Raw genomic sequence first — 17,534 nt, forward strand, 5'->3', positions numbered from 1 at the left:
CGTCCGAGCACGTCCATCAGCCATCCGGTGATGGGGATGACGATCGCGTTCGCGATCAGGTAGGCGGTGAGGATCCAGGTCACCTCGTCCACGCCCGCAGAGAGCGAGCCGCGGATGTGGTTGAGGGCCACGTTGGCGATCGACACGTCGAGGATCTCCAGGGACGTGGCGAACATCGCCGCGGTGGCGACGATCCACTTGTTGGCCGAGCCGGCCTCCGGCCTCACCGGATCTTGATCGTAGGGACGGCGGACATCCCGGGCACCAGGAGGCGCCCGTCGGTCTGGGCCGGCTCCAGCACGAGCTTGACCGGGATCCGCTGGACGACCTTGACGAAGTTGCCTGAGGCGTTCTCCGGCGGGAGGAGGGAGAAACGCGTGCCGGTCCCGGTCTGGATGGAGTCCACGCGCGCCTTCAACACGAGCCCCGGGTAGCTATCGACGGTGACCGTGGCCGGCTGGTCGGGTCTCACGTGGGTGAGCTGGGTCTCCTTGTAGTTGGCGATGATCCAGACGTCCTCGCGGCTGACGATCGCCATCAAGAGCTGCCCGGGCTGAACGACCTGGCCCACCTCCACCGTCTTCTTCGTCACCCGGCCGTCGGCCGGCGCCCGGATCACCGTGTCCGCGAGGCGCAGCTCGGCCTCGTGGAGGCCGGCCCGCGCCCGGGCGAGCCGGCCCCGGGCGGCCTCCGCCTCGGCGTGCTGAAGCGCGACCTCGCGGCGCCGACTTCGCGCGTTGGCGAGGTGCGCCCGCCGCTCCTCCACGAGCTGGCGCGCCCGCTCCACGGCCGCCAGCTGGCTCCGGACCTCCGCCTCGGCGCGGTGGGCCTCCGCCTCGGCCTGCTCGAGCTGCTTCCGGGTGGACTCCAGCGTCGCCTGCGCCGACTTGAACGCGGCATCGGCGTGGTCGAATTCCTGCTGCGCGACGAGACCCTCGCGCGCGAGCTTCTCCATCCGCTCCCGGTCGAGCCGCGCCTTTTCGAAGCCCGCGCTCGCGCCGGCCACCGCGGCCCCTGCGGCGGCTACTGTCGCTTGCCGCGCTCGCAGCCCCCCGCGCCGCTCTTCCAGGGCGCTCGCCCCCACCTCCACCTCCAGATGGGAGGCCTGGAGCGCCGCCTCCGCCTGCCGGACAAGGCTGTCCGTGGATTCGTCGGTCAGCCGAACACCTGCGCGGGCCTTCTTTTCTTCGCCCTCCGCGATGAGCACCGCGGCGCGCGCCTGCTCGACCTGGACCTCGTAGTCTGGCGGATCCAGCCGAACGAGGACGTCCCCCGCTCGCACCGCCGCGTTATCCGCCACGAGTACCTCGCGCACGATTCCGCGGACCTTGGCACTGACGGGGGCGATCCGAGCCTCGACGAACGCGTCGTCCGTGGAGACGTGCGTCTGCCAGTACTGCCAGAGCCAGGCTCCGTAGCCGACCCCCGAAGCGAGGACCAGCACCGCCACGCCCGAGGCGAGGCGGCGCCAGGCGGACGGCCGCGCCCGCCGGGGTACGGGCTGGGAAAGTTCAGCTTCGGGTGTCATCGCCTCTGTCCCTGCCCTCCTTGAGAGGCGCCACCGGACCGGTCTAAGGCGTTCACGCGGCGTCCGAGGACGGAGGTCCGCCCTCGGGCTCCCGGCGAGAGGGGGCGCGGTTTAGCGCGAGGTGCGTCCTTCGCTGGCCCGCGAGGCAATGGTTGATAGTTGCCATAGTCAGCCAGAAAAGTCAATGATTTTTGCTGTTACAGCAAAAATGTTTTAGAATTATTGCGAATTCAGCCAAAGTCTAGCGCATGGACACGATCAGGCTCGCCCCCGTTGACGTGGGCATCATCCATTGCCTGCACCGCGATGCGCGGCGCTCGGCGGCCAGCATCGCCGGCCAACTCGGTATCCCGGAGTCCACGGTCCGCCACCGCCTCAACCGCCTGGTCCGGCGCGGGATCGTCGAATTCGCCGCCCTGACGAACCCCCTCCAGCTGGGGTATCAGATTTGGGCGATCATCGAGGTCCAGGCGGAGCTGAGAAAAATTCGCCCCGTGGCGCAGCGGCTGGCGGCGGCACCGGAGGTTTACTTCGTCGGGATCACGACGGGAGGCTACGACGTGCTGGCGGCGGCGGTGTTTCGATCCAACGACGAGCTGCTCGACTTCATCACGCGGCGTCTCTCGGGCATTCCGGGCATCGTGCGGACTTCGACCTCGAGTGTCCTCGAGGTCGTGAAGCGCACGATGACGTTCCCCCTGCCCGACACGATGAGCCGCGAGCGGCGCGTCCGAAAGGCCAGGGCTCGCACGGCGAAGGGCCGAGGGGGCCGAGCCATCCGGAGCTAGCCCGCCAAGTCAGGCGCACGTTTTCGGGCACATCAGGGGTCCCGGCGGTTGTCGAGCGTCTGGTAACCGTGCGACACTACAGGCGCGCGCCTGTAGCTCAGCCGGACAGAGCATGGGACTTCTAATCTATTCTGAGCCTGGCGCGCCATCGCGGCCCATCTCATCCCGCAGCGCTCGGTGCTTTATCTCTTGCGGCTGGCACTGCCAGGACTGCCCGTACCGGAGCCGGTGCTGGCGTGAGGCTAAGCCACGCATCTGCTTGCGTTGACAGTTTCACGGCCCTGAACCAGGACATCGCCTTGACAGGCTTTTTATCAGTCAGTACACTTCCTGCGCCACACCTTGGGAGGGGTGCTCTGACACCACCCACGCGGAGGAGCCCAATGAGACAGGGAACCTGTCACGGCGCTCATCTAACGAGCTTGCTGGTCCTCACGGCGCTGCTCGCTCCGGTCGCCGTGCTTCCGGCGCACGCCGCCCCCGAAGGGCAGATCGTCATCGCCCAGGGAGGCGACCCGAGCACGCTGGATCCCCACATGCAAAGAGGGCCCGCTGAAGGATCGCCGGGTTAGGCAAGCCATCAACTACGGCGTCGACAAGGAGGCGCTCATCAAGAGCGTCCTGGAGGGTAACGGCTTTGCGATCGGAGGCCCGCTGACCCCGGTCATGTTGGGCTACGACCCAGAGGTCAAGGCCTACCCGTACGATCCGGAGCGTGCCAGGCGTCTCCTCGCCGAAGCCGGGTACGCCCAGGGGCTCTCGCTCACCTTAAACACACCCAGCGGCCGTTACCTCAAGGACAAGGAGGTGGCCGAGGCCATCGCTGGCTAGCTCCAGAAGATCGGCATCCGCACTCAGGTGGCGGTCTTGCATCGTCGCCCGAGGCGCCCGCAATCAAAAGGGGCCTGTCATGGGCTTCGTCAATGCTCTCCGGTCGATGCTCGCTGTCCGTTGCGATGTCCCGGTCAACATCATCTTCGCCTTTGACGGCGAAGAAGAGCTCGGGAGCATGAACTTCGTCGGGCCGTTTCGCCAGCGCTTTCTCGACGAGCTCAAGCAGGCCGACGCGGCCTACTACTTGAACCCGTCCCAGAACGCCAAGGGGGATCAGGTTCTCTATCTCGGCAACCGCGGCATCGCCTTCGGCGAGCTCGAGATTCGTGGCGGCGAATGGGGGGGCCTGCCAAGCGGTCCCTCTTCGCCTCGCAAGACCTCTGGGTGGACTCGCCGGCGTGGCGTCTCGCGCAGGCCCTGGCCACGCTGAAGGACCAGGACGGTAACATCCTCGTGGAGGGGTTCTACGACAACGTGCGCCCCCCGGACGCCGAGGACCGGCAGCTCCTCGAGCAGCTCAAGGCCACCTTCGACGAAGAGCAGGCCAGGCGGGAGCTGGGGATCTACAAGTTCAAACGCGGAAAGCCCGGGACGAGATCCTGGCGAAGCTCAGGAAGCATTTCGATCGCCACGGAGTTCCCGAGGTTGAGATCAAGATTCAGGGCTGCTACAACCCCTCCAAGACCTCCCTTCGGGCCGACATCGCGCAGGCGGCAATCCGGGCGGCGGAGTTCCACGGGGTGAAGACCGTCTGCTGGCCGATCTACTATGCGGGCATCCCGATGGCGGTCTTCAGCGACCCGCCGCTCAACCTGCCGGCCATCGGCTGCGGCCTGGGGCGGATGGGCCGTGAGCACATGGCCAACGAGTACTTCACTGTCGAGGGGCTACGGCTGTACGAGAAATTTGTGGTCACGTTCCTCCATGAGTTCGCGCGGGTGTGAGTAACTGACCTGGCAGGGAATCGGCCACGGAGGGGGACAGTCATGCGAACGCTCTGGGTGCGAAGCGTACCGATCGTGGTCCTGTTGCTGGCCATCGTGGCCCTCGCGGCGCCCGGCGCGGCCCAGCAGCCGCGGATCGGCATTACCGTCAGCGCGTGGTTTATCCCGCCGGCCAACGACCTGTTCAAGGAGATGGTGGCCGAATGGGCCAAGCAGAAGGGTGTCGTGGCGGAGGTCGAGTTCGTTTCCGAGGGCGACCTGGTCCCGAAGTTCACCACCGCGGCCGAGGCCGGGGCAGGACCGGACATCATCCAGATCGCGAGCCTGCACGCCCATCTTTACGCCGACAGGCTGGTGGACGTCACCGACATGGTCGCCGCGCTGGAGGCGAGCTACGGGCCCATCGCCCAGATCGCCAAGGACGCGGCGATGGTCCGGGGGCGCTGGCGGGCCGTGCCGCTGTATGCGACGCCGCAGGTGCTGACGTACCGGGAGGACGTCCTCAAGGAGATCGGTGAGCCGGTGCCCGACACCTGGGAGGATGCGCTCCGCGCCGGCAAGAAGCTCAAGGCCAAGGGCGTGCCGTGGGGCGAGGCCCTCGGCCACTGCCCTGTGGACTGCATCACGACCGTCTACTCGATCCTCTGGGCCCACGGCGCCAAGGAGGTCGAGAAGGACGGCAAGACCATCGCCCTCAAGTCGCCCGAGACCGTGAAGGCCCTTGAGTTCGTCAAGCGGGCCTACGACGAGGTGTGGCCGCCCGGCGTGGTGGGGTGGGACAACGCCTCCAACAACCGCGCGTTCCTCGGCGGCCAGCTCGGGATGACGATCAACGCGGGGACCATTTGGTACGCGGCCAAGCGCCAGGCGCCGGCCATCTTCCCGCACATCAACCACGCGGCGATTCCGCGCGGCCCAGCCGGCCGGGCGATTCCGTTTTGGCCGACCTCGCTCGCGGTCTTCCAGTACTCGAAGCATCAGGCGCTCGCCAAGGATCTCGTCCGCTACGTCACCGACGGCCCGCAGATCGCGCGCTGGCTGGAGAAGACGGAAGGGGCGGGCGGAAGCGCACTCCTGGGCGTGATGAGGCTCGAGCGGAGCCGCGAACCGAAGCTCCGCCTCGTGCCTGAGGTCATTCAGTACGGGCGCCTCCCCGGCTGGCCGGGACCGCCGACCCGGGAGTCGGCCGAAGTGCACGCGAAGTTCGTGCTGGTCGACATGGCGCAGAACGTGGTCAAGGGGATGCCGATCCCGCAGGCGATCGACCAGGCCGTGGCCGAGATGCGGCGGATCTACGGTCAGCGGTAGTCCCGAGCCGACGCGCGCGGGCAGGACCGGGGGGGTGGAGCGGCGGGGCACGGCGTTTTCGCTCGCGCGGGCGGCCACGCTCGACCGTATGGATGTCTCGCGGCGGTTCCTCGGGCGCGACGCGGTGCTCGGCTACCTCTGGGTCACGCCCGCCCTCCTCCTGCTCGGCACGCTGATCGCCTACCCATTCCTGCTCGCCCTCTACTGGAGCCTCACGAGCCGGACCGCGGGCGCCGCCGGCGTCTTCGTCGGCCTCGACAACTTCGTCTACCTCCTCTCCGGGCCGATCTTCCAGAAGACGCTCCGGAACACGGTGGTCTTCACGGCCTGCTCGGTGGCGATCAAGCTCGTGATCGGGATGGCCGCCGCGCTCGTGCTCGATCAGGCGTTCCGAGGGCGCAACCTCGCGCGCGGGGTCTTCCTCCTGCCGTGGATCGTACCCACCTCGCTCAGCGCGCTCGCCTGGCTCTGGATCTACGACGACATCTTCGGGGTCATCAGCCGGCTGGCGATGGACCTCGGCCTCCGGCGCGAGCCCATCCCGTTCCTCAGCGACTCGGTGCTGGCGATGGTCGCCGTGATCTTGGTCAACGTCTGGCGCGGAGTCTCGTTCTTCGCGGTCTCGTTCCTCGCGGGGATGCAGTCGATCCCGGGCGACCTCTACGAGGCGGCCGAGGCGGACGGCGCCGGTGCCGGGGGCCGCTTCTGGCACGTCACGCTGCCGGGGCTCAAGCCCATCATGGCGGTGGCCACGCTCTTCTCCGTCATCTGGACCTTCAGCGACTTCACGATCGTGTACATCGTGACTCGCGGCGGGCCGGCCAACAGCACCCACCTCCTGGCGACGCTGGCCTACCAGACCGCCATCTTCGGCGGCAAGGTGGGCGAGGGCCTCGCGGTCTCGTCATTCATGTTCCCGCTCCTGCTCGTCGTCATCTTCCTCCAGCTCCACTTCCTGCGTCGGTACCAGGTCTAGCCATGACGCGCTCCCGACGGCCGGCAGGCATGAAACGAGCGGTCCTGCTCTGGATTCCCCTGCTCCTGCTCATGCTGTTCACTCTGTTCCCGTTCTGGTGGATGATCGCGACATCGCTCAAGCCGGACGCCGAGCTCTACGACGTGCGGCAGCCGCCCCTCTGGGTCAAGAGCGCCACTTTGGAGCACTACCGTGAGCTCTTCACGCGGCTCCCCTTCGTGACGTGGGTGAAGAACAGCCTGATGGTCGCCACGGCGGCGACGCTGCTCTCGCTCGTCATCGGTGCCCTCGCGGGATACAGCCTGGCGCGCCTCCGCTTCCGGGGCGCGACGACGCTGGGGACGATCATCTTCGCGGCGTATCTGGTGCCGACGACGCTCCTGTTCCTGCCACTCGCCTACGTCGTCCGATGGCTCGGGCTCTACAACACGCCGTTCGCGCTGATCGTGACGTACCCGACGTTCCTGGTGCCGTTCTGCAGCTGGTACCTGATGGGCTACTTCAAGTCGATTCCCCGGGAACTCGAGGAGTGCGCCATGACCGACGGCTGCACCCGGTCGGGCGCCTTCGTGCGGATCGTCCTGCCGCTGGCGACGCCGGGGATCCTGTCGGCCGCGATCTTCGCGTTCACGTTCTCCTGGAATGAGTTCATCTACGCGCTGACGTTCGTCCAGGCGCCCGCCTACAAGACGGTCCCGGTCGGCGTCGTCGGCCAGCTCGCCACCGGCGACGTGCTCTTCTGGGGCAAGCTGATGGCCGCCGCCGTCCTCGGCTCCATCCCCATTGCCCTCATCTACTCAACGGTCAGCGGGCACTTCGCGGCAGGGATGACAGCGGGCGCGCTCAAAGGCTGACACGGTGCGGCTCCTCATCCGGGACGGGACCCTCCTCACGCTGGATGCGCAAGACCGGCTCATCCCGCGCGGCTATGTCCTCCTGGACGGGGAGCGCATCGCGCACGTGGGGGAGGGGGAACCGCCGGCCGAGGTCCAGGCCGATCGGCTCCTGGACGCCCGGAACCGGCTGGTGCTCCCGGGGCTGGTCAACTGCCATCTCCACTCCCACGAGAACTTCAACCGCGGTCGGGTCGACAACCTGCCCCACAACGTGTGGATGATCTACGCCCGACCGCCGTTTCAGGCGGCGACGCGCACGCCCGAGGACGTGTACCTGCGGACGATGCTCGGCTGCCTCGAGATGGTGCGCAGCGGCGTGACGCTCGCGGTGGACGATGTGGTCCACGTACCGGCGACCGACCTCGGCGCCGTCGAAGTGGTGATGCGGGCGTACGAGGACGCGGGCCTGCGCGCCGTGGTCACGGCCACGACGGTCGACCAACCGTACCACCGCACGCTCCCCTGGGCGCGCGAGGTGTTTCCCGCAGAGCTCCAGCGGGAGTTCATGGAACGCCCACGGCCGTCGATTGGCGAGCTCGTAAGCTTCGCACGACGCTGCCTCGAGCGGTGGAGCGGGCCCGGGCGGGTGCGCCTCGCGCTCTCCCCATCGGCCCCCCAGCGGTGTAGCCGCGAGCTGCTCGAGGCACTGCGCGATCTCCAGCGGGATTCGGGCGCGCCGCTCGTGATCCACGTCCTCGAGACCCGGTTGCAGGTCGTGACGGACCACCTCTTCTACGGAAAGTCGGCGGTCGCGTACCTCGACCAGCTCGGGCTCCTTTGCCAGAACACGGCGCTGGTCCACGCGGTCTGGGTGGATGCCGAGGACATCAGCCGGATCGCCGCGGGTGGCTCGACCGTCTGGCACAACCCGTCGAGCAACCTGAAGCTCGGAAGCGGGATCGCGCCCGTCCGTGCCATGCTTCAGGCGAGGGTTCCGGTCGGCCTCGGGACCGATGGCATGGGGAGTAACGACTGCCAGAACCTGTTCGAGGAGATGCGGCTGGCGGCCCTCACCTCCAAGATCACCTCGCCCCGATACGAGGAGTGGCTCACCGCGAGCGAGGTGCTCCGGATGGCGACCCGAGGCGGCCTCGCTGCCCTGGGGCTCGATCGCGACCTCGGGACCATCGAGCCGGGTCGCCTGGCCGATCTCGTGCTGCTGGACCTCACCGCCGTCCCCTTCGCCCCCCGGCACGATCTCGTGCGCCAGGTCGTCTACGCGGAGCGTGGCGCCTCGGTCCGCACCGTCGTGGTGGGCGGTCGGATCGTCATGGAGGAGGGGACGATCCGGACCGTCGACGAGCCGAAGCTGCTCACGGCCATCCGCGAGGCCGCCGAGCGGGCCCGGGTGGCGGGCGAGGCCGGCTGGCGCCGCTCGAAGGAGCTGGAGCCCCACTTCGCGGAAATCTACCGGCGCGCCACCCGGGAGCCGGTGTCCGTGCCGCCGCGCGTCCTGTGGGGAGAGCCATAGCGGACACAGCGGCTTCGAGCCGCGCGGCGCACACAGAGAGGAGCATTCTATGGGACTGCGGGAAGACGTACTGGCGCAGGTCGACGACAAGGCCCTCCGCGACCTCACCGTCGACCTGATCAATATTCCGAGCCCGATGGGTGGCGAGCGCGCGGTCGCGGAGTACCTGGCCGACCGCTTCCGCGCCGCCGGGCTCCGCACCTGGCTCCAGGAGGTGGAGCCCGAGCGCTTCAACGTCTTCGGCGTGCTCGAGGGCACGGGCGGCGGACCGACGGTGATGTACTGCGGCCATCTCGATACGACCTTCGGCGGTGACGAGGAGGGAATCCGTGACCTCGGGCCAGCCTATCAGCCCAGGGCCTCCGTCGACGGCGACTGGATCTACGGGATGGGGGCCTACAACATGAAGAGCGGTCTGGCGAGTGCAGTCGTAGCCGTCGAGGCGCTTGCCCGCGCCCGGGCGCGCCTCCGGGGCGACGTGATGCTCGCGGGCGTGGTCGGCGAGACAAGCCACGCGCAGGTGAGCCGCTTCCAGGGCCGTCGCTACCGGGGCTGCGGGGTCGGGGCCCGGTTCATGGTCACGAACGGCATCACCGCGGACATGGCGATCATTCCCGAGCCCACGGCCAATCGGATCTCGGTCGTGTCCGGCGGCTACGTCTACGCCGAGATCGCGACGCGCGGCAACCCGGGGGCCACGTACCGGCGCGGCGGTGAGACGATCCGCCCCAGGCCGGCCGTCGATGCGATCGAGAAGATGCTCCCCGTCATCGCGGCGATCAAGGAGTGGGCGCCCAAGTACGTGGCCGCCACACGCTACAAGGGCGCGGAGGCGACCAACGTGTCCATCATCGCCATCGAGGGCGGCCTGCCGTTCCGTCCGACCAAGCTCGCCCCGATCTGCCGGCTCTATGTGGAAGTCGATACGATGCCGGGTCAGTCCCATGCTGACGTCGTCGAGGAGCTCAAGCGCGTCCTCGCCGAGCTCCGGACCCGGGACCCGGAACTGGGGACCGAGCTCCAGATCATCCAGACCGCACTCGGTGCCGAGGTCTCGCCCGACGAGCCCGTGGTGCAGAGCCTCCGCGCGGCGCACCGTGAGATCCACGGCGTGGACGCGGAGGTGACCTGGGACGGCTGGCATGCCGACACGGCGGCCCTCACCCGCGCCGGCATCCCGGCGATCTGCTACGGCCCGCAGGGCCGCGCGAGGTCCGGAGGCTCGGGATACTACCCCCGCGAAGGCGAGCAGGTGAGCGTGACCGATCTCGTCAAGGGCACACAGGTTTTCGTCCTGACCGCGCTCGATCTCGCGATGCGCTCGCGCGCCGGGCTGCGCGCCGGACGGCCGAGCGGCACCGTCATCCCGTAGCGCGCCGCAGCCGGGCTGCGCGCTGCCCAGCCGCCACTCAGTCCGGCTGTACCGCCGCGCACGTCTCGTCCATCTGGTGGCCCTTGACCCTCAGTCGAGCGCGGGACTAACATCACCTCGCCAGTTAGGCTTGGCCCGTGGCGCCGAGCCAGCGGGACGGACACGGTTCCGACGTTGCCTGCAAGGATAGGCTGCCGGGAGGTTCGGTCTCACGAGGAGCGAGGGAACTGGGCGGGAGGCGTGAACCAGGAGGCGGGCGAATGTTGCGAACGGTAGATCTGCTTCTAGGCGGTGGGACGGTGATCACGGTCGATCCTCAGCGGCGGATCTACCGGGACGGCGCCGTGGCGGTGAAGGGCTCGGAGATCGTGGCGGTCGGCAAGCGCGCGGACCTCGAGAAGCAGTTCGAGGCGCGCCAGGTGCGGGACTGCGAGGGCAAGCTCGTGATGCCCGGCCTTGTCAACGCCCACATCCACTTCTACCATACGATGCACCGGGGGCTTGCCCCTGAGGAGTTGGACGGGTGGCTCTGGTCCAACTACGTCCACGGCAAGATCGCCACGGTCCTCACCGCCGAGGACGAAATCTACGGGGGCCTGGTGGTGCTGCTGGAGGCCCTCAAGTGCGGGACCACCACGTTCCTCGAGGCCGGCTCCTACCACCCGGCCGCGGTGATCGAGGGCGTGAGCCGCATCGGCATGCGCGGCCTCATGGGGCGCCGCTCGTTCGACCAGGCGATCCTCGACCACGCCATGCTCATGGAGGACACGGAGACCTGCCTCAGGGAGAACGAGAAGTTCCTCAAGACCTGCCGCGACGGCTACGACGGGGGGCGCATCAAAGCCTGCGTCGACATCGTGGGGCTGGGCCGGTGCACGAACCGCCTGTACGTCGAGTCCAAGAAGATGGCCGACGAGTACGGGACGGTGCTCAACCTGCACCTGGCCGCCATGACCGAGGAGGTCACCGACACGCGCCTGCGGACGGGTTTCCGCCCGGTCGAGAACCTCTACCGCCTCGGCGTCCTCGGCCCCAACGTCGTCCTCGTTCACATGACCCACGTCACGGACCGGGAGATCCGGATGCTTGCCGAGACGCGCGCCAACGTCGTCCACTGCCCGTCGACCGCCGTGAAGCTCAACTACCAGCTCTCGTCCCGGGGGCGCTTCCCGGAGATGCTGGAGCACGGCGTCAACGTCGCGCTGGGCTCCGACGCCTCCGACTGCTCGAACTACGCCGACATGATCCGCACGATGTACCTGGCAGCCGTGCTCCCCAAGGACTACCGGAACGACACGGGCGTCATGTGCGCCGAGACGGCCATCGAGATGGCGACCATCAACGGCGCCCGGGCCATCGGCATGGAGCGTGAGATCGGCTCCCTCGAGCCCGGCAAGAGGGCCGATATCATCATTCTCGCCATGCGGCGACCCGAGTGGTGCCCGAACTACAGCCCGGTGCAGAACCTGGTCTACTCGGCCAGCGGCGACTCCGTCGAGACCGCCTACGTTCACGGGCGGCTCGTCATGGACGAGCGCCGGGTCCTCACCGTCGACGAGGGCGAGGTGCTGGACCGCTGCGCCGCCCTGGCCGAGCGCGTGCTGGCCCGGAGCGGCGTCGAGGTGCCGAGCCGCTGGTCGATCCTGTGACGAGCCGCCCGCCACCGGCTTGACGTGCCATCCCTCGGGCGCTATGCTCCTGTCGTCCCGCGTCCGGTTCACGCTTTTTGTTGTCCGTCATGAGAAGGAGGAGCCACTCATGGTCATCAGCGTGAGGCGTATCGTCAGCAGCGCCGTGATGCTAGCTTTCATCGCCCCGCTAGGCATCGTTCCGCTACCGGCGCGCGCGGTGGCGCAGGACTTCCCGACGAAGCCCGTGCGGGTGATCATCCCGTACCCGGCGGGAGGGGCCACCGACCTCACCTCGCGCGCCTTCGTCAGCGTGGCCGAGCAGTACCTCGGGCAGCCGATGATCGTCGTCATCCGCTCGGGCGGCGGCGGCGCGGTCGGCGCCGAGGCAGCGGCCAAGTCCCGGCCGGATGGCTACACGCTCTTCATCGGCGACCCGGCCACGCACATCATCCTGCCCCAGGTCCAAAAGGTCGCCTACAACCCGGCCGACTTCGTACCGATCGGCCAGCTCGTCTCGCTGCCTGCGGTGCTGAGCGTCCGCACCGAGGCGCCCTGGAAGACAGCCAGGGAGTTCATCGAGGACGCCAAGGCCAACCCAGGCAAGATCAAGCACAGCGCCGTCACCTTCTCGCCCGAGCACCTCATGTTCGAGGCGATGGGGGTGAAGTACAGGGCCAAATTCACGCACGTGCCCTCGACGGGCGGCGGGCCGGCGCTGGCCTCGCTGTTGGGCGGCCACGTCGACGCCAACGGGCTCTACCCGCCAGTGGTCTTCCCGCACATCCAGGCCGGCAAGCTCCGCGCCCTGGGGGTGGGCGGGCCGAAGCGCTGGCCGGCCTTCCCCGACACGCCGACCCTCAGGGAGCAGGGCTTCGACCTAGAGGCCCGGCTCTGGCTCGCCGTGTTCGCGCCGAAGGGGACACCCGAGCCCGTGCTCGCCAAGCTCCGCGACGCCGTCAAGAAGATCGCCGACGACACCTCGTTCAAGACGCTGATGAGCCGCATGGGCCAGCAGGTCGACTACCTCTCGGCCGAAGACCTGGCCAAGCAGTGGGCGGCTGACCAGGTGGCGCTGAAGGCGGTGATCGAGCAGATCGCGCGCTGACGGCGCAGGGTGGGGGCATGGACCGCTGGCTCGGCGCCGGGCTGGTTGCGGCCGCCCTGATACTTTATGTCTTCGTGCTCCCCGCCCAGATCGTGACCCCGCGGTTCCAGGTGGGGGGCGCGGTCGGCGGCCTGGCGGCGTCGCCGCTCTTCTTCCCGCGCTTCATCGCGGTGGTGCTGGGGCTGCTGGGCGCGCTCATCTTCCTCCGCGGTCGCACGCGGGCCCAGACGCTCCGGGCCGGCGAGGGCTTCACCTTCGGGCGCGAGGCGGCAGTGCGGGTGGCCGGGGCCGCCCTGATCCTCGTCCTCTACCTCGCGCTCCTGGACACGGTCGGCTATCTGCTGCTCACGCCTGTCACGCTCGCCGCGCTCATCGTCTTCCTCGGCTTCCGCCGCTGGCCCGTCCTCGTCCCCGTGGCTGTCCTCACTCCCATCGTCGTGTACTACGGGTTCCGGTGGGGGATGAAGATCCTCCTGCCTGAGGGTCTCCTGGACTGATGCTCGAGCAACTCCAGCAGGCGGCGGCGGTCGTCTTCCGCTGGGACGCGCTCCTCATGATCGTCGTCGGCAACGTCCTCGGGATGGTCGTGGGCGCGCTGCCCGGCCTGACGGTCACAATGGCCATGGCCATCTTCTCGCCGCTCACCTTCTTCATGCCGCCCCTGGTGGGCATCCCCTTCCTGCTCGGCCTCTACAAGGGCGGCACCTACGGGGGCTCGATCTCGGCGATCCTCATCGGGACGCCGGGCACGGCCTCCAACGCGGCGACGCTGATGGACGGCTACCCGATGGCCCAGCAGGGCCGCGCGGGCAAGGCACTCCAGGCGTCGATCTACGCCTCGACCGTCGGCGACATGTTCAGCAACGTCACGCTGGTCCTGGCTGCCGGACCGCTCGCCCTGGTCGCGCTGAGATTCGGCCCCCCCGAGTTCTTTGCGCTGATCCTCTTCTCCATGACCGTGATCGCGAGTCTGGCCGGCCGCTCGCTGGCCAAATGCCTGGTCTCGGCCTCGCTCGGCGTACTGGTAGCCCTGGTCGGCATTGATCCCGTCTCGGGGGCCTCGCGGCTCACCTTCGGCATCGGCGAGCTCCAGGGCGGCGTGAGCTACATCCCGTTCGTGATCGGGCTCTTCGGCCTCGGCGAGATCTTCGTGCAGATCTCGCGGCGCATGGGCGGGCTCAAGGTGCTCGGCGTCAGGGAGGACCCAGCCGAGAATCGGGTGACGTTCCGCGAGATCCTCGGCAAATACTGGCGCACGGTCATCCGCTCCGCCCTGGTGGGCGTGGGCATCGGGGTCCTGCCCGGCGTCGGCGCCGAGACCTCGTCCTGGCTGGCCTACGGCATGGCCAAGCGAGCCTCTAGGCATCCCGAGCGGTTCGGCAAGGGCGAGGTCGAGGGCGTCATCGCGCCCGAGGTCGCCAACAACGGCGAGTGCGGCGCCTCCCTGGTGCCGTTGCTCACGTTCGGCATCCCGGGCGATGTGGTCACGGCGGTCATGCTCGGCGCCTTCATCGCCCAGGGCATGCGGCCCGGGCCGCTCCTGTTCCGTGAGCGCATCGTGGACATCTACGGCATCTACATCGCGCTGTTCCTGGCCACGTTCGCGATGTTCGCCGTGGCCAAGCTGACGATCCGGTGGTGGGTGAAGGTCCTCCAGGTGCCGCGCGCCGTGCTCTACCCCGTCGTCACCATGCTGTGCCTGGCCGGCTCCTACGCCATCAACTCGAGCCTCTTCGACGTGGGTATCACGCTCGTGTTCGGCGTCGTGGGCTATGTCATGCGCATGGGCGGCTTCGAGGTGCCGCCCATGGTCCTGGCGTTCATCCTCTCGCCGATGCTCGAGCAGGCACTGACGCAGTCGCTCCTGATGGCGCACGGGAACCCTCTCATCTTCTTCACTCGGCCCATCGCGGCCCTCTTCATGCTCCTCACCGCGGTCAGCGTCGCCCTCTACTTCCGCACGGCCATGCGGGCCCGGCGCGCGCCCGAGGCTGCGGCGGTTCGCGGGGGCGCCGGCGGATGAGCGCCCCGGCGGCACTGACGCTCGCCGGCGGCCGCCTCGTCGTCGAGCACGAGGACGGCACCCACACGGCGAGCGAGCCGGTCGACGTCCGGATCCGCGACGGCCGGATCGAGGCCATCGTCCCTCACGCGCCGGTGAACCTCACCGGGCCCGACACCCTCGACGTGCGGGGGATGCTGGTGGTGGCCGGGCTCGTCAACGGCCACACCCACTCCCACGAGACCTTCCACAAGGGGCGCTACGAGAACCTGCCACTCGAGGTCTGGATGCACTACGTCCGGCCTCCCTTCCCCACGCCGCCGCTCGACGCCGAGGCGGTATACCTCCGGACGATGGTGACGGCCATCGAGGCGCTCCGGGGTGGGGCCACGACGGTCGTGGACGACGTCAACCAGTTCCCGCACTTGAGAGACGATCATATCGAGGCGGTGTTCCGCGCCTACGAGGATCTGGGCCTCCGGGCGCTTGTGAGCGTGAGCCTCTTCGACCGGCCATTTTTCCGCGCGGTGCCCTACATCGAGGAGGAGCTGCCCGCGGCGCTGCTGGCCGAGCTCTCGGCGGCGCCCGCGCCCGACCCAAAGCGCCTGGTCGAGCTCGCCGCCGACCTCATCAAGCGCCGCCACCCCCACCGGCACCGGGTCGGCTTCATCGTGGCGCCCTCCGCGCCGCAGCGCTGCACCGACCAGTTCCTGGTGGACCTCCTCGGGCTCGCGCGCCAGGAGCGCATGCCGACCATCATCCACGTCCACGAGACGCGCCTTCAGGCCGTCACGGGCCAGCGCTTCTACAGGAAGACCATGATCGCCCACCTGGACGACCTCGGTGTCCTCGGCCCCCTGCTTTCGCTGATCCACGGCGTATGGCTCAGGCCCGACGACATCTCGCGCCTGGCGAGCGCCGGCGCAACCGTCCAGCACAACCCCGTGAGCAACCTACGTCTGGCCAGCGGGCTCGCTCCTGTCCGGGCCCTCATTGACGGCGGTGTCAACGTGAGCCTGGGCAGCGACGGCTGCGGTTCCTGCACGTCCTCGGGGATGCTCCATGTGGTCGGCGCTGCGGCGATGCTCCACACGCTGCGTGGCGAGATGCGTGGCTGGGTGGGCGCGCGCGAGGCGTGGGCGATGGGGACCGTGAACGGCGCCCGGGCGCTCGGCTTCGAGGACCTCGGGCGCGTCGTCCCCGGCCAGCGCGCCGACCTGGTCTGCTACCGCCTCGACGGCGTGGGCTTCACGCCACTCAACGACCCCCTGCGCCAACTCGTGTGCGGTGAGCGGGGCCAGTCCATCGACACCGTGGTGATCGACGGTCGGGTCGTCATGCGCGGCGGACGGATCACCACAGTGGACGAGGCAGGCCTCCTGGCCGCCGCCCGCGAGGTCCACGGGAAGCTCGTGCCTGACATCGCGCGGTGCGACGGCCTGGTCGACCAGATCCGACCGGTCTACGAGCGGATCTACCGCCGCTGCCTGTCCCAGCCGATCCCCGCGGACACCTACCCGGCGCGGTTCTGACTCACCCGACTGGGGCGCGAGATCAGAGGCCGAGGCGCGCCCTGCACTTTCCGGCCACGGGCAGCTGGGCACTGGGCTTCGACCCCGATCTGTGGAGTCGGGCCATGGTCCTGGAAGGGCGCCTGACGCCGGGAGGGGGAGGCCCGCCAGCCGCTGGCGCAGGTTCGGCCCGGGGCGGGCCCGGCTGAGAAAGGGCCTCTAGGGTCGGCTACGCTCGTCGGTGATCTGAAACACCGGATGGCGCGGCGCTTCGGCTTCGAACGCTTCGAGGGGCGAGGTGGGTCTGACGTCGAAGAAGGGTCGTGTCACCGGCACCTGCTTGAGGTAGGTCCACAGCACTGGGGCGCCGTCCTTCGCCCCGAGCTCCACGACCCTCACTCGCTCCGACCGCCGCCCACGGCTCAAGACCACCCACCCGGCCGCCCGCGCGTTCCGCACCCAGCCGACCTCCCCGTAGGGCGCCACGAGCCAGCGCTGGCCGCTCTCCTCGACCAGCGTCACGGGGGTCGAGCGCATGCGGCCACTCCTCCGGCCTGGCACGGTCAGGAGATACGTCCGCGGGGGCCCGAAGCCGACGGCGAGCAGACCCCGAACCAGCCAGTTGACGGTCCGCCGCCAGCCACTCAGCCGGTAGGTCCACGCCATTTGCCCGATACCTGGCCTGCCACGAGCCACTGACGGCCCGCTCGGCCGATGACGATGATTAGCGTAACGCTGACCACGTCGAGGGCAAGCCCGAGCACGAGCGGCTCACGAAGACCAAGAAGCCGATGCGTCGGCTCTCGGGGATTCATCGTCCGGACTTCGACCTCGAGCGTCCTCGAGGTCGTGAAGCGCACAATGACGTTCCCCCTGCCCGAGACGATGAGCCGCGGGCGGCGCGTCCGAAAGGCCAGGGCTCGCACGGCGAAGGGCCGAAGGGGACGAGCCATCCGGAGCTAGCCCGCCACGTCAGGCGCACGTTGCGATCGATCAGGCTGTCTGACTCCGTCCCCCTTCGAGCTACCCGGCCTTCTCCCGGCGGAGCCGCTCAACGATCCACATCCGCATCAGAGTCTGGTAGGGGACCCCGAGCTCCCGGGCGACCGCCTTGATCTCCCTGACTCTGGAGGGTTCCATCCGGAGGGTCAGGTTCTTCTTGCGCTCC

At 68.8% G+C, this 17,534-nt stretch carries 20 protein-coding genes; 16 read left to right on the plus strand and 4 right to left on the minus strand.

Annotated features, from left to right (window positions below; genetic code table 11):
• Both HY726_05265 and HY726_05270 read right to left on the minus strand, forming a co-directional pair.
• Window positions 1-227: EmrB/QacA family drug resistance transporter (locus HY726_05265; protein MBI4608400.1), on the minus strand; the 227-nt coding region annotated here is incomplete at its 3' end.
• On the minus strand, window positions 224-1,528 hold the full coding sequence (locus HY726_05270; GenBank protein ID MBI4608401.1) for an HlyD family secretion protein: 1,305 nt from the start codon (window positions 1,526-1,528) through the stop codon (window positions 224-226). The genes HY726_05265 and HY726_05270, both read right to left, overlap by 4 nt.
• 248 nt (window positions 1,529-1,776) lie before the next feature.
• Here HY726_05270 and HY726_05275 point away from each other — a divergent pair, with 248 nt between their 5' ends.
• The 16 genes from HY726_05275 (at window position 1,777) to HY726_05350 (ending at window position 16,387) form a co-directional block, all read left to right on the plus strand.
• Window positions 1,777-2,316 (plus strand): Lrp/AsnC family transcriptional regulator, encoded by a 540-nt coding sequence (locus HY726_05275; GenBank protein MBI4608402.1) that lies wholly within the window; start codon window positions 1,777-1,779, stop codon window positions 2,314-2,316.
• Window positions 2,317-2,699: 383 nt separating this feature from the next.
• On the plus strand, window positions 2,700-2,888 hold the full coding sequence (locus tag HY726_05280) for a hypothetical protein (protein ID MBI4608403.1): 189 nt from the start codon (window positions 2,700-2,702) through the stop codon (window positions 2,886-2,888).
• Window positions 2,845-3,147, plus strand: coding sequence for a hypothetical protein (locus HY726_05285; protein MBI4608404.1), 303 nt, complete (start codon window positions 2,845-2,847; stop codon window positions 3,145-3,147). The genes HY726_05280 and HY726_05285 overlap by 44 nt, the downstream gene beginning before the upstream one ends.
• 79 nt (window positions 3,148-3,226) lie before the next feature.
• Window positions 3,227-3,580 carry a hypothetical protein gene (locus HY726_05290; protein ID MBI4608405.1) on the plus strand — a complete coding sequence of 118 codons (354 nt, stop codon included), beginning with the start codon at window positions 3,227-3,229 and terminating at the stop codon, window positions 3,578-3,580.
• The gene (locus HY726_05295) at window positions 3,535-3,894 is read left to right on the plus strand and encodes a hypothetical protein (protein MBI4608406.1); all 360 of its coding nucleotides are present in this window, start codon (window positions 3,535-3,537) and stop codon (window positions 3,892-3,894) included. Before HY726_05290 ends, HY726_05295 begins: the two co-directional genes overlap by 46 nt.
• A complete protein-coding gene (locus HY726_05300; protein ID MBI4608407.1) occupies window positions 3,891-4,094 on the plus strand; it encodes a hypothetical protein in 204 nt (67 codons plus the stop codon). The genes HY726_05295 and HY726_05300 overlap by 4 nt, the downstream gene beginning before the upstream one ends.
• Before the next feature lie 42 nt (window positions 4,095-4,136).
• Window positions 4,137-5,402: an extracellular solute-binding protein gene (locus tag HY726_05305; protein ID MBI4608408.1), complete on the plus strand. Its 1,266-nt coding sequence runs from the start codon at window positions 4,137-4,139 to the stop codon at window positions 5,400-5,402.
• A 34-nt stretch (window positions 5,403-5,436) separates the two neighbouring features.
• The gene (locus HY726_05310) at window positions 5,437-6,378 is read left to right on the plus strand and encodes a sugar ABC transporter permease (GenBank protein ID MBI4608409.1); all 942 of its coding nucleotides are present in this window, start codon (window positions 5,437-5,439) and stop codon (window positions 6,376-6,378) included.
• A gap of 29 nt (window positions 6,379-6,407) precedes the next feature.
• The gene (locus HY726_05315; protein ID MBI4608410.1) at window positions 6,408-7,232 is read left to right on the plus strand and encodes a carbohydrate ABC transporter permease; all 825 of its coding nucleotides are present in this window, start codon (window positions 6,408-6,410) and stop codon (window positions 7,230-7,232) included.
• 4 nt (window positions 7,233-7,236) lie between these two features.
• Window positions 7,237-8,745: an amidohydrolase gene (locus tag HY726_05320; GenBank protein ID MBI4608411.1), complete on the plus strand. Its 1,509-nt coding sequence runs from the start codon at window positions 7,237-7,239 to the stop codon at window positions 8,743-8,745.
• Between the two features lie 49 nt (window positions 8,746-8,794).
• A complete protein-coding gene (locus tag HY726_05325; protein MBI4608412.1) occupies window positions 8,795-10,117 on the plus strand; it encodes a M20/M25/M40 family metallo-hydrolase in 1,323 nt (440 codons plus the stop codon).
• A gap of 260 nt (window positions 10,118-10,377) precedes the next feature.
• Window positions 10,378-11,766 (plus strand): amidohydrolase, encoded by a 1,389-nt coding sequence (locus HY726_05330; GenBank protein ID MBI4608413.1) that lies wholly within the window; start codon window positions 10,378-10,380, stop codon window positions 11,764-11,766.
• 109 nt (window positions 11,767-11,875) lie between these two features.
• Window positions 11,876-12,853 carry a tripartite tricarboxylate transporter substrate binding protein gene (locus HY726_05335; GenBank protein ID MBI4608414.1) on the plus strand — a complete coding sequence of 326 codons (978 nt, stop codon included), beginning with the start codon at window positions 11,876-11,878 and terminating at the stop codon, window positions 12,851-12,853.
• A gap of 17 nt (window positions 12,854-12,870) precedes the next feature.
• A complete protein-coding gene (locus HY726_05340) occupies window positions 12,871-13,350 on the plus strand; it encodes a tripartite tricarboxylate transporter TctB family protein (GenBank protein MBI4608415.1) in 480 nt (159 codons plus the stop codon).
• Complete coding sequence (locus HY726_05345) at window positions 13,350-14,876, plus strand: tripartite tricarboxylate transporter permease (protein ID MBI4608416.1); 1,527 nt, start codon at window positions 13,350-13,352, stop codon at window positions 14,874-14,876. The genes HY726_05340 and HY726_05345 overlap by 1 nt, the downstream gene beginning before the upstream one ends.
• The gene (locus HY726_05350) at window positions 14,873-16,387 is read left to right on the plus strand and encodes an amidohydrolase family protein (GenBank protein MBI4608417.1); all 1,515 of its coding nucleotides are present in this window, start codon (window positions 14,873-14,875) and stop codon (window positions 16,385-16,387) included. Before HY726_05345 ends, HY726_05350 begins: the two co-directional genes overlap by 4 nt.
• Window positions 16,388-16,585: 198 nt before the next feature.
• On the opposite strand, the gene HY726_05355 is transcribed toward HY726_05350, so the two are convergent.
• Both HY726_05355 and HY726_05360 read right to left on the minus strand, forming a co-directional pair.
• Window positions 16,586-17,032 carry a nitroreductase family deazaflavin-dependent oxidoreductase gene (locus tag HY726_05355; protein ID MBI4608418.1) on the minus strand — a complete coding sequence of 149 codons (447 nt, stop codon included), beginning with the start codon at window positions 17,030-17,032 and terminating at the stop codon, window positions 16,586-16,588.
• A gap of 357 nt (window positions 17,033-17,389) precedes the next feature.
• Window positions 17,390-17,534, minus strand: a 145-nt coding sequence (locus HY726_05360) for a hypothetical protein (GenBank protein ID MBI4608419.1), incomplete at its 5' end; no start/stop codon positions are given.

Source organism: Candidatus Rokuibacteriota bacterium (genome assembly GCA_016209385.1).
Taxonomy (GTDB): Bacteria; Methylomirabilota; Methylomirabilia; order Rokubacteriales; family CSP1-6; genus JACQWB01.

Coding starts and splice junctions, on each gene's coding strand:
- HY726_05270 (MBI4608401.1), bottom strand. CDS start 1,528: ATGACACCCGAAGCTGAACTTTCCCAGCCCGTACCCCGGCGGGCGCGG.
- HY726_05275 (MBI4608402.1), top strand. CDS start 1,777: ATGGACACGATCAGGCTCGCCCCCGTTGACGTGGGCATCATCCATTGC.
- HY726_05280 (MBI4608403.1), top strand. CDS start 2,700: ATGAGACAGGGAACCTGTCACGGCGCTCATCTAACGAGCTTGCTGGTC.
- HY726_05290 (MBI4608405.1), top strand. CDS start 3,227: ATGGGCTTCGTCAATGCTCTCCGGTCGATGCTCGCTGTCCGTTGCGAT.
- HY726_05305 (MBI4608408.1), top strand. CDS start 4,137: ATGCGAACGCTCTGGGTGCGAAGCGTACCGATCGTGGTCCTGTTGCTG.
- HY726_05315 (MBI4608410.1), top strand. CDS start 6,408: ATGAAACGAGCGGTCCTGCTCTGGATTCCCCTGCTCCTGCTCATGCTG.
- HY726_05325 (MBI4608412.1), top strand. CDS start 8,795: ATGGGACTGCGGGAAGACGTACTGGCGCAGGTCGACGACAAGGCCCTC.
- HY726_05330 (MBI4608413.1), top strand. CDS start 10,378: ATGTTGCGAACGGTAGATCTGCTTCTAGGCGGTGGGACGGTGATCACG.
- HY726_05335 (MBI4608414.1), top strand. CDS start 11,876: ATGGTCATCAGCGTGAGGCGTATCGTCAGCAGCGCCGTGATGCTAGCT.
- HY726_05340 (MBI4608415.1), top strand. CDS start 12,871: ATGGACCGCTGGCTCGGCGCCGGGCTGGTTGCGGCCGCCCTGATACTT.
- HY726_05345 (MBI4608416.1), top strand. CDS start 13,350: ATGCTCGAGCAACTCCAGCAGGCGGCGGCGGTCGTCTTCCGCTGGGAC.
- HY726_05350 (MBI4608417.1), top strand. CDS start 14,873: ATGAGCGCCCCGGCGGCACTGACGCTCGCCGGCGGCCGCCTCGTCGTC.
- HY726_05355 (MBI4608418.1), bottom strand. CDS start 17,032: ATGGCGTGGACCTACCGGCTGAGTGGCTGGCGGCGGACCGTCAACTGG.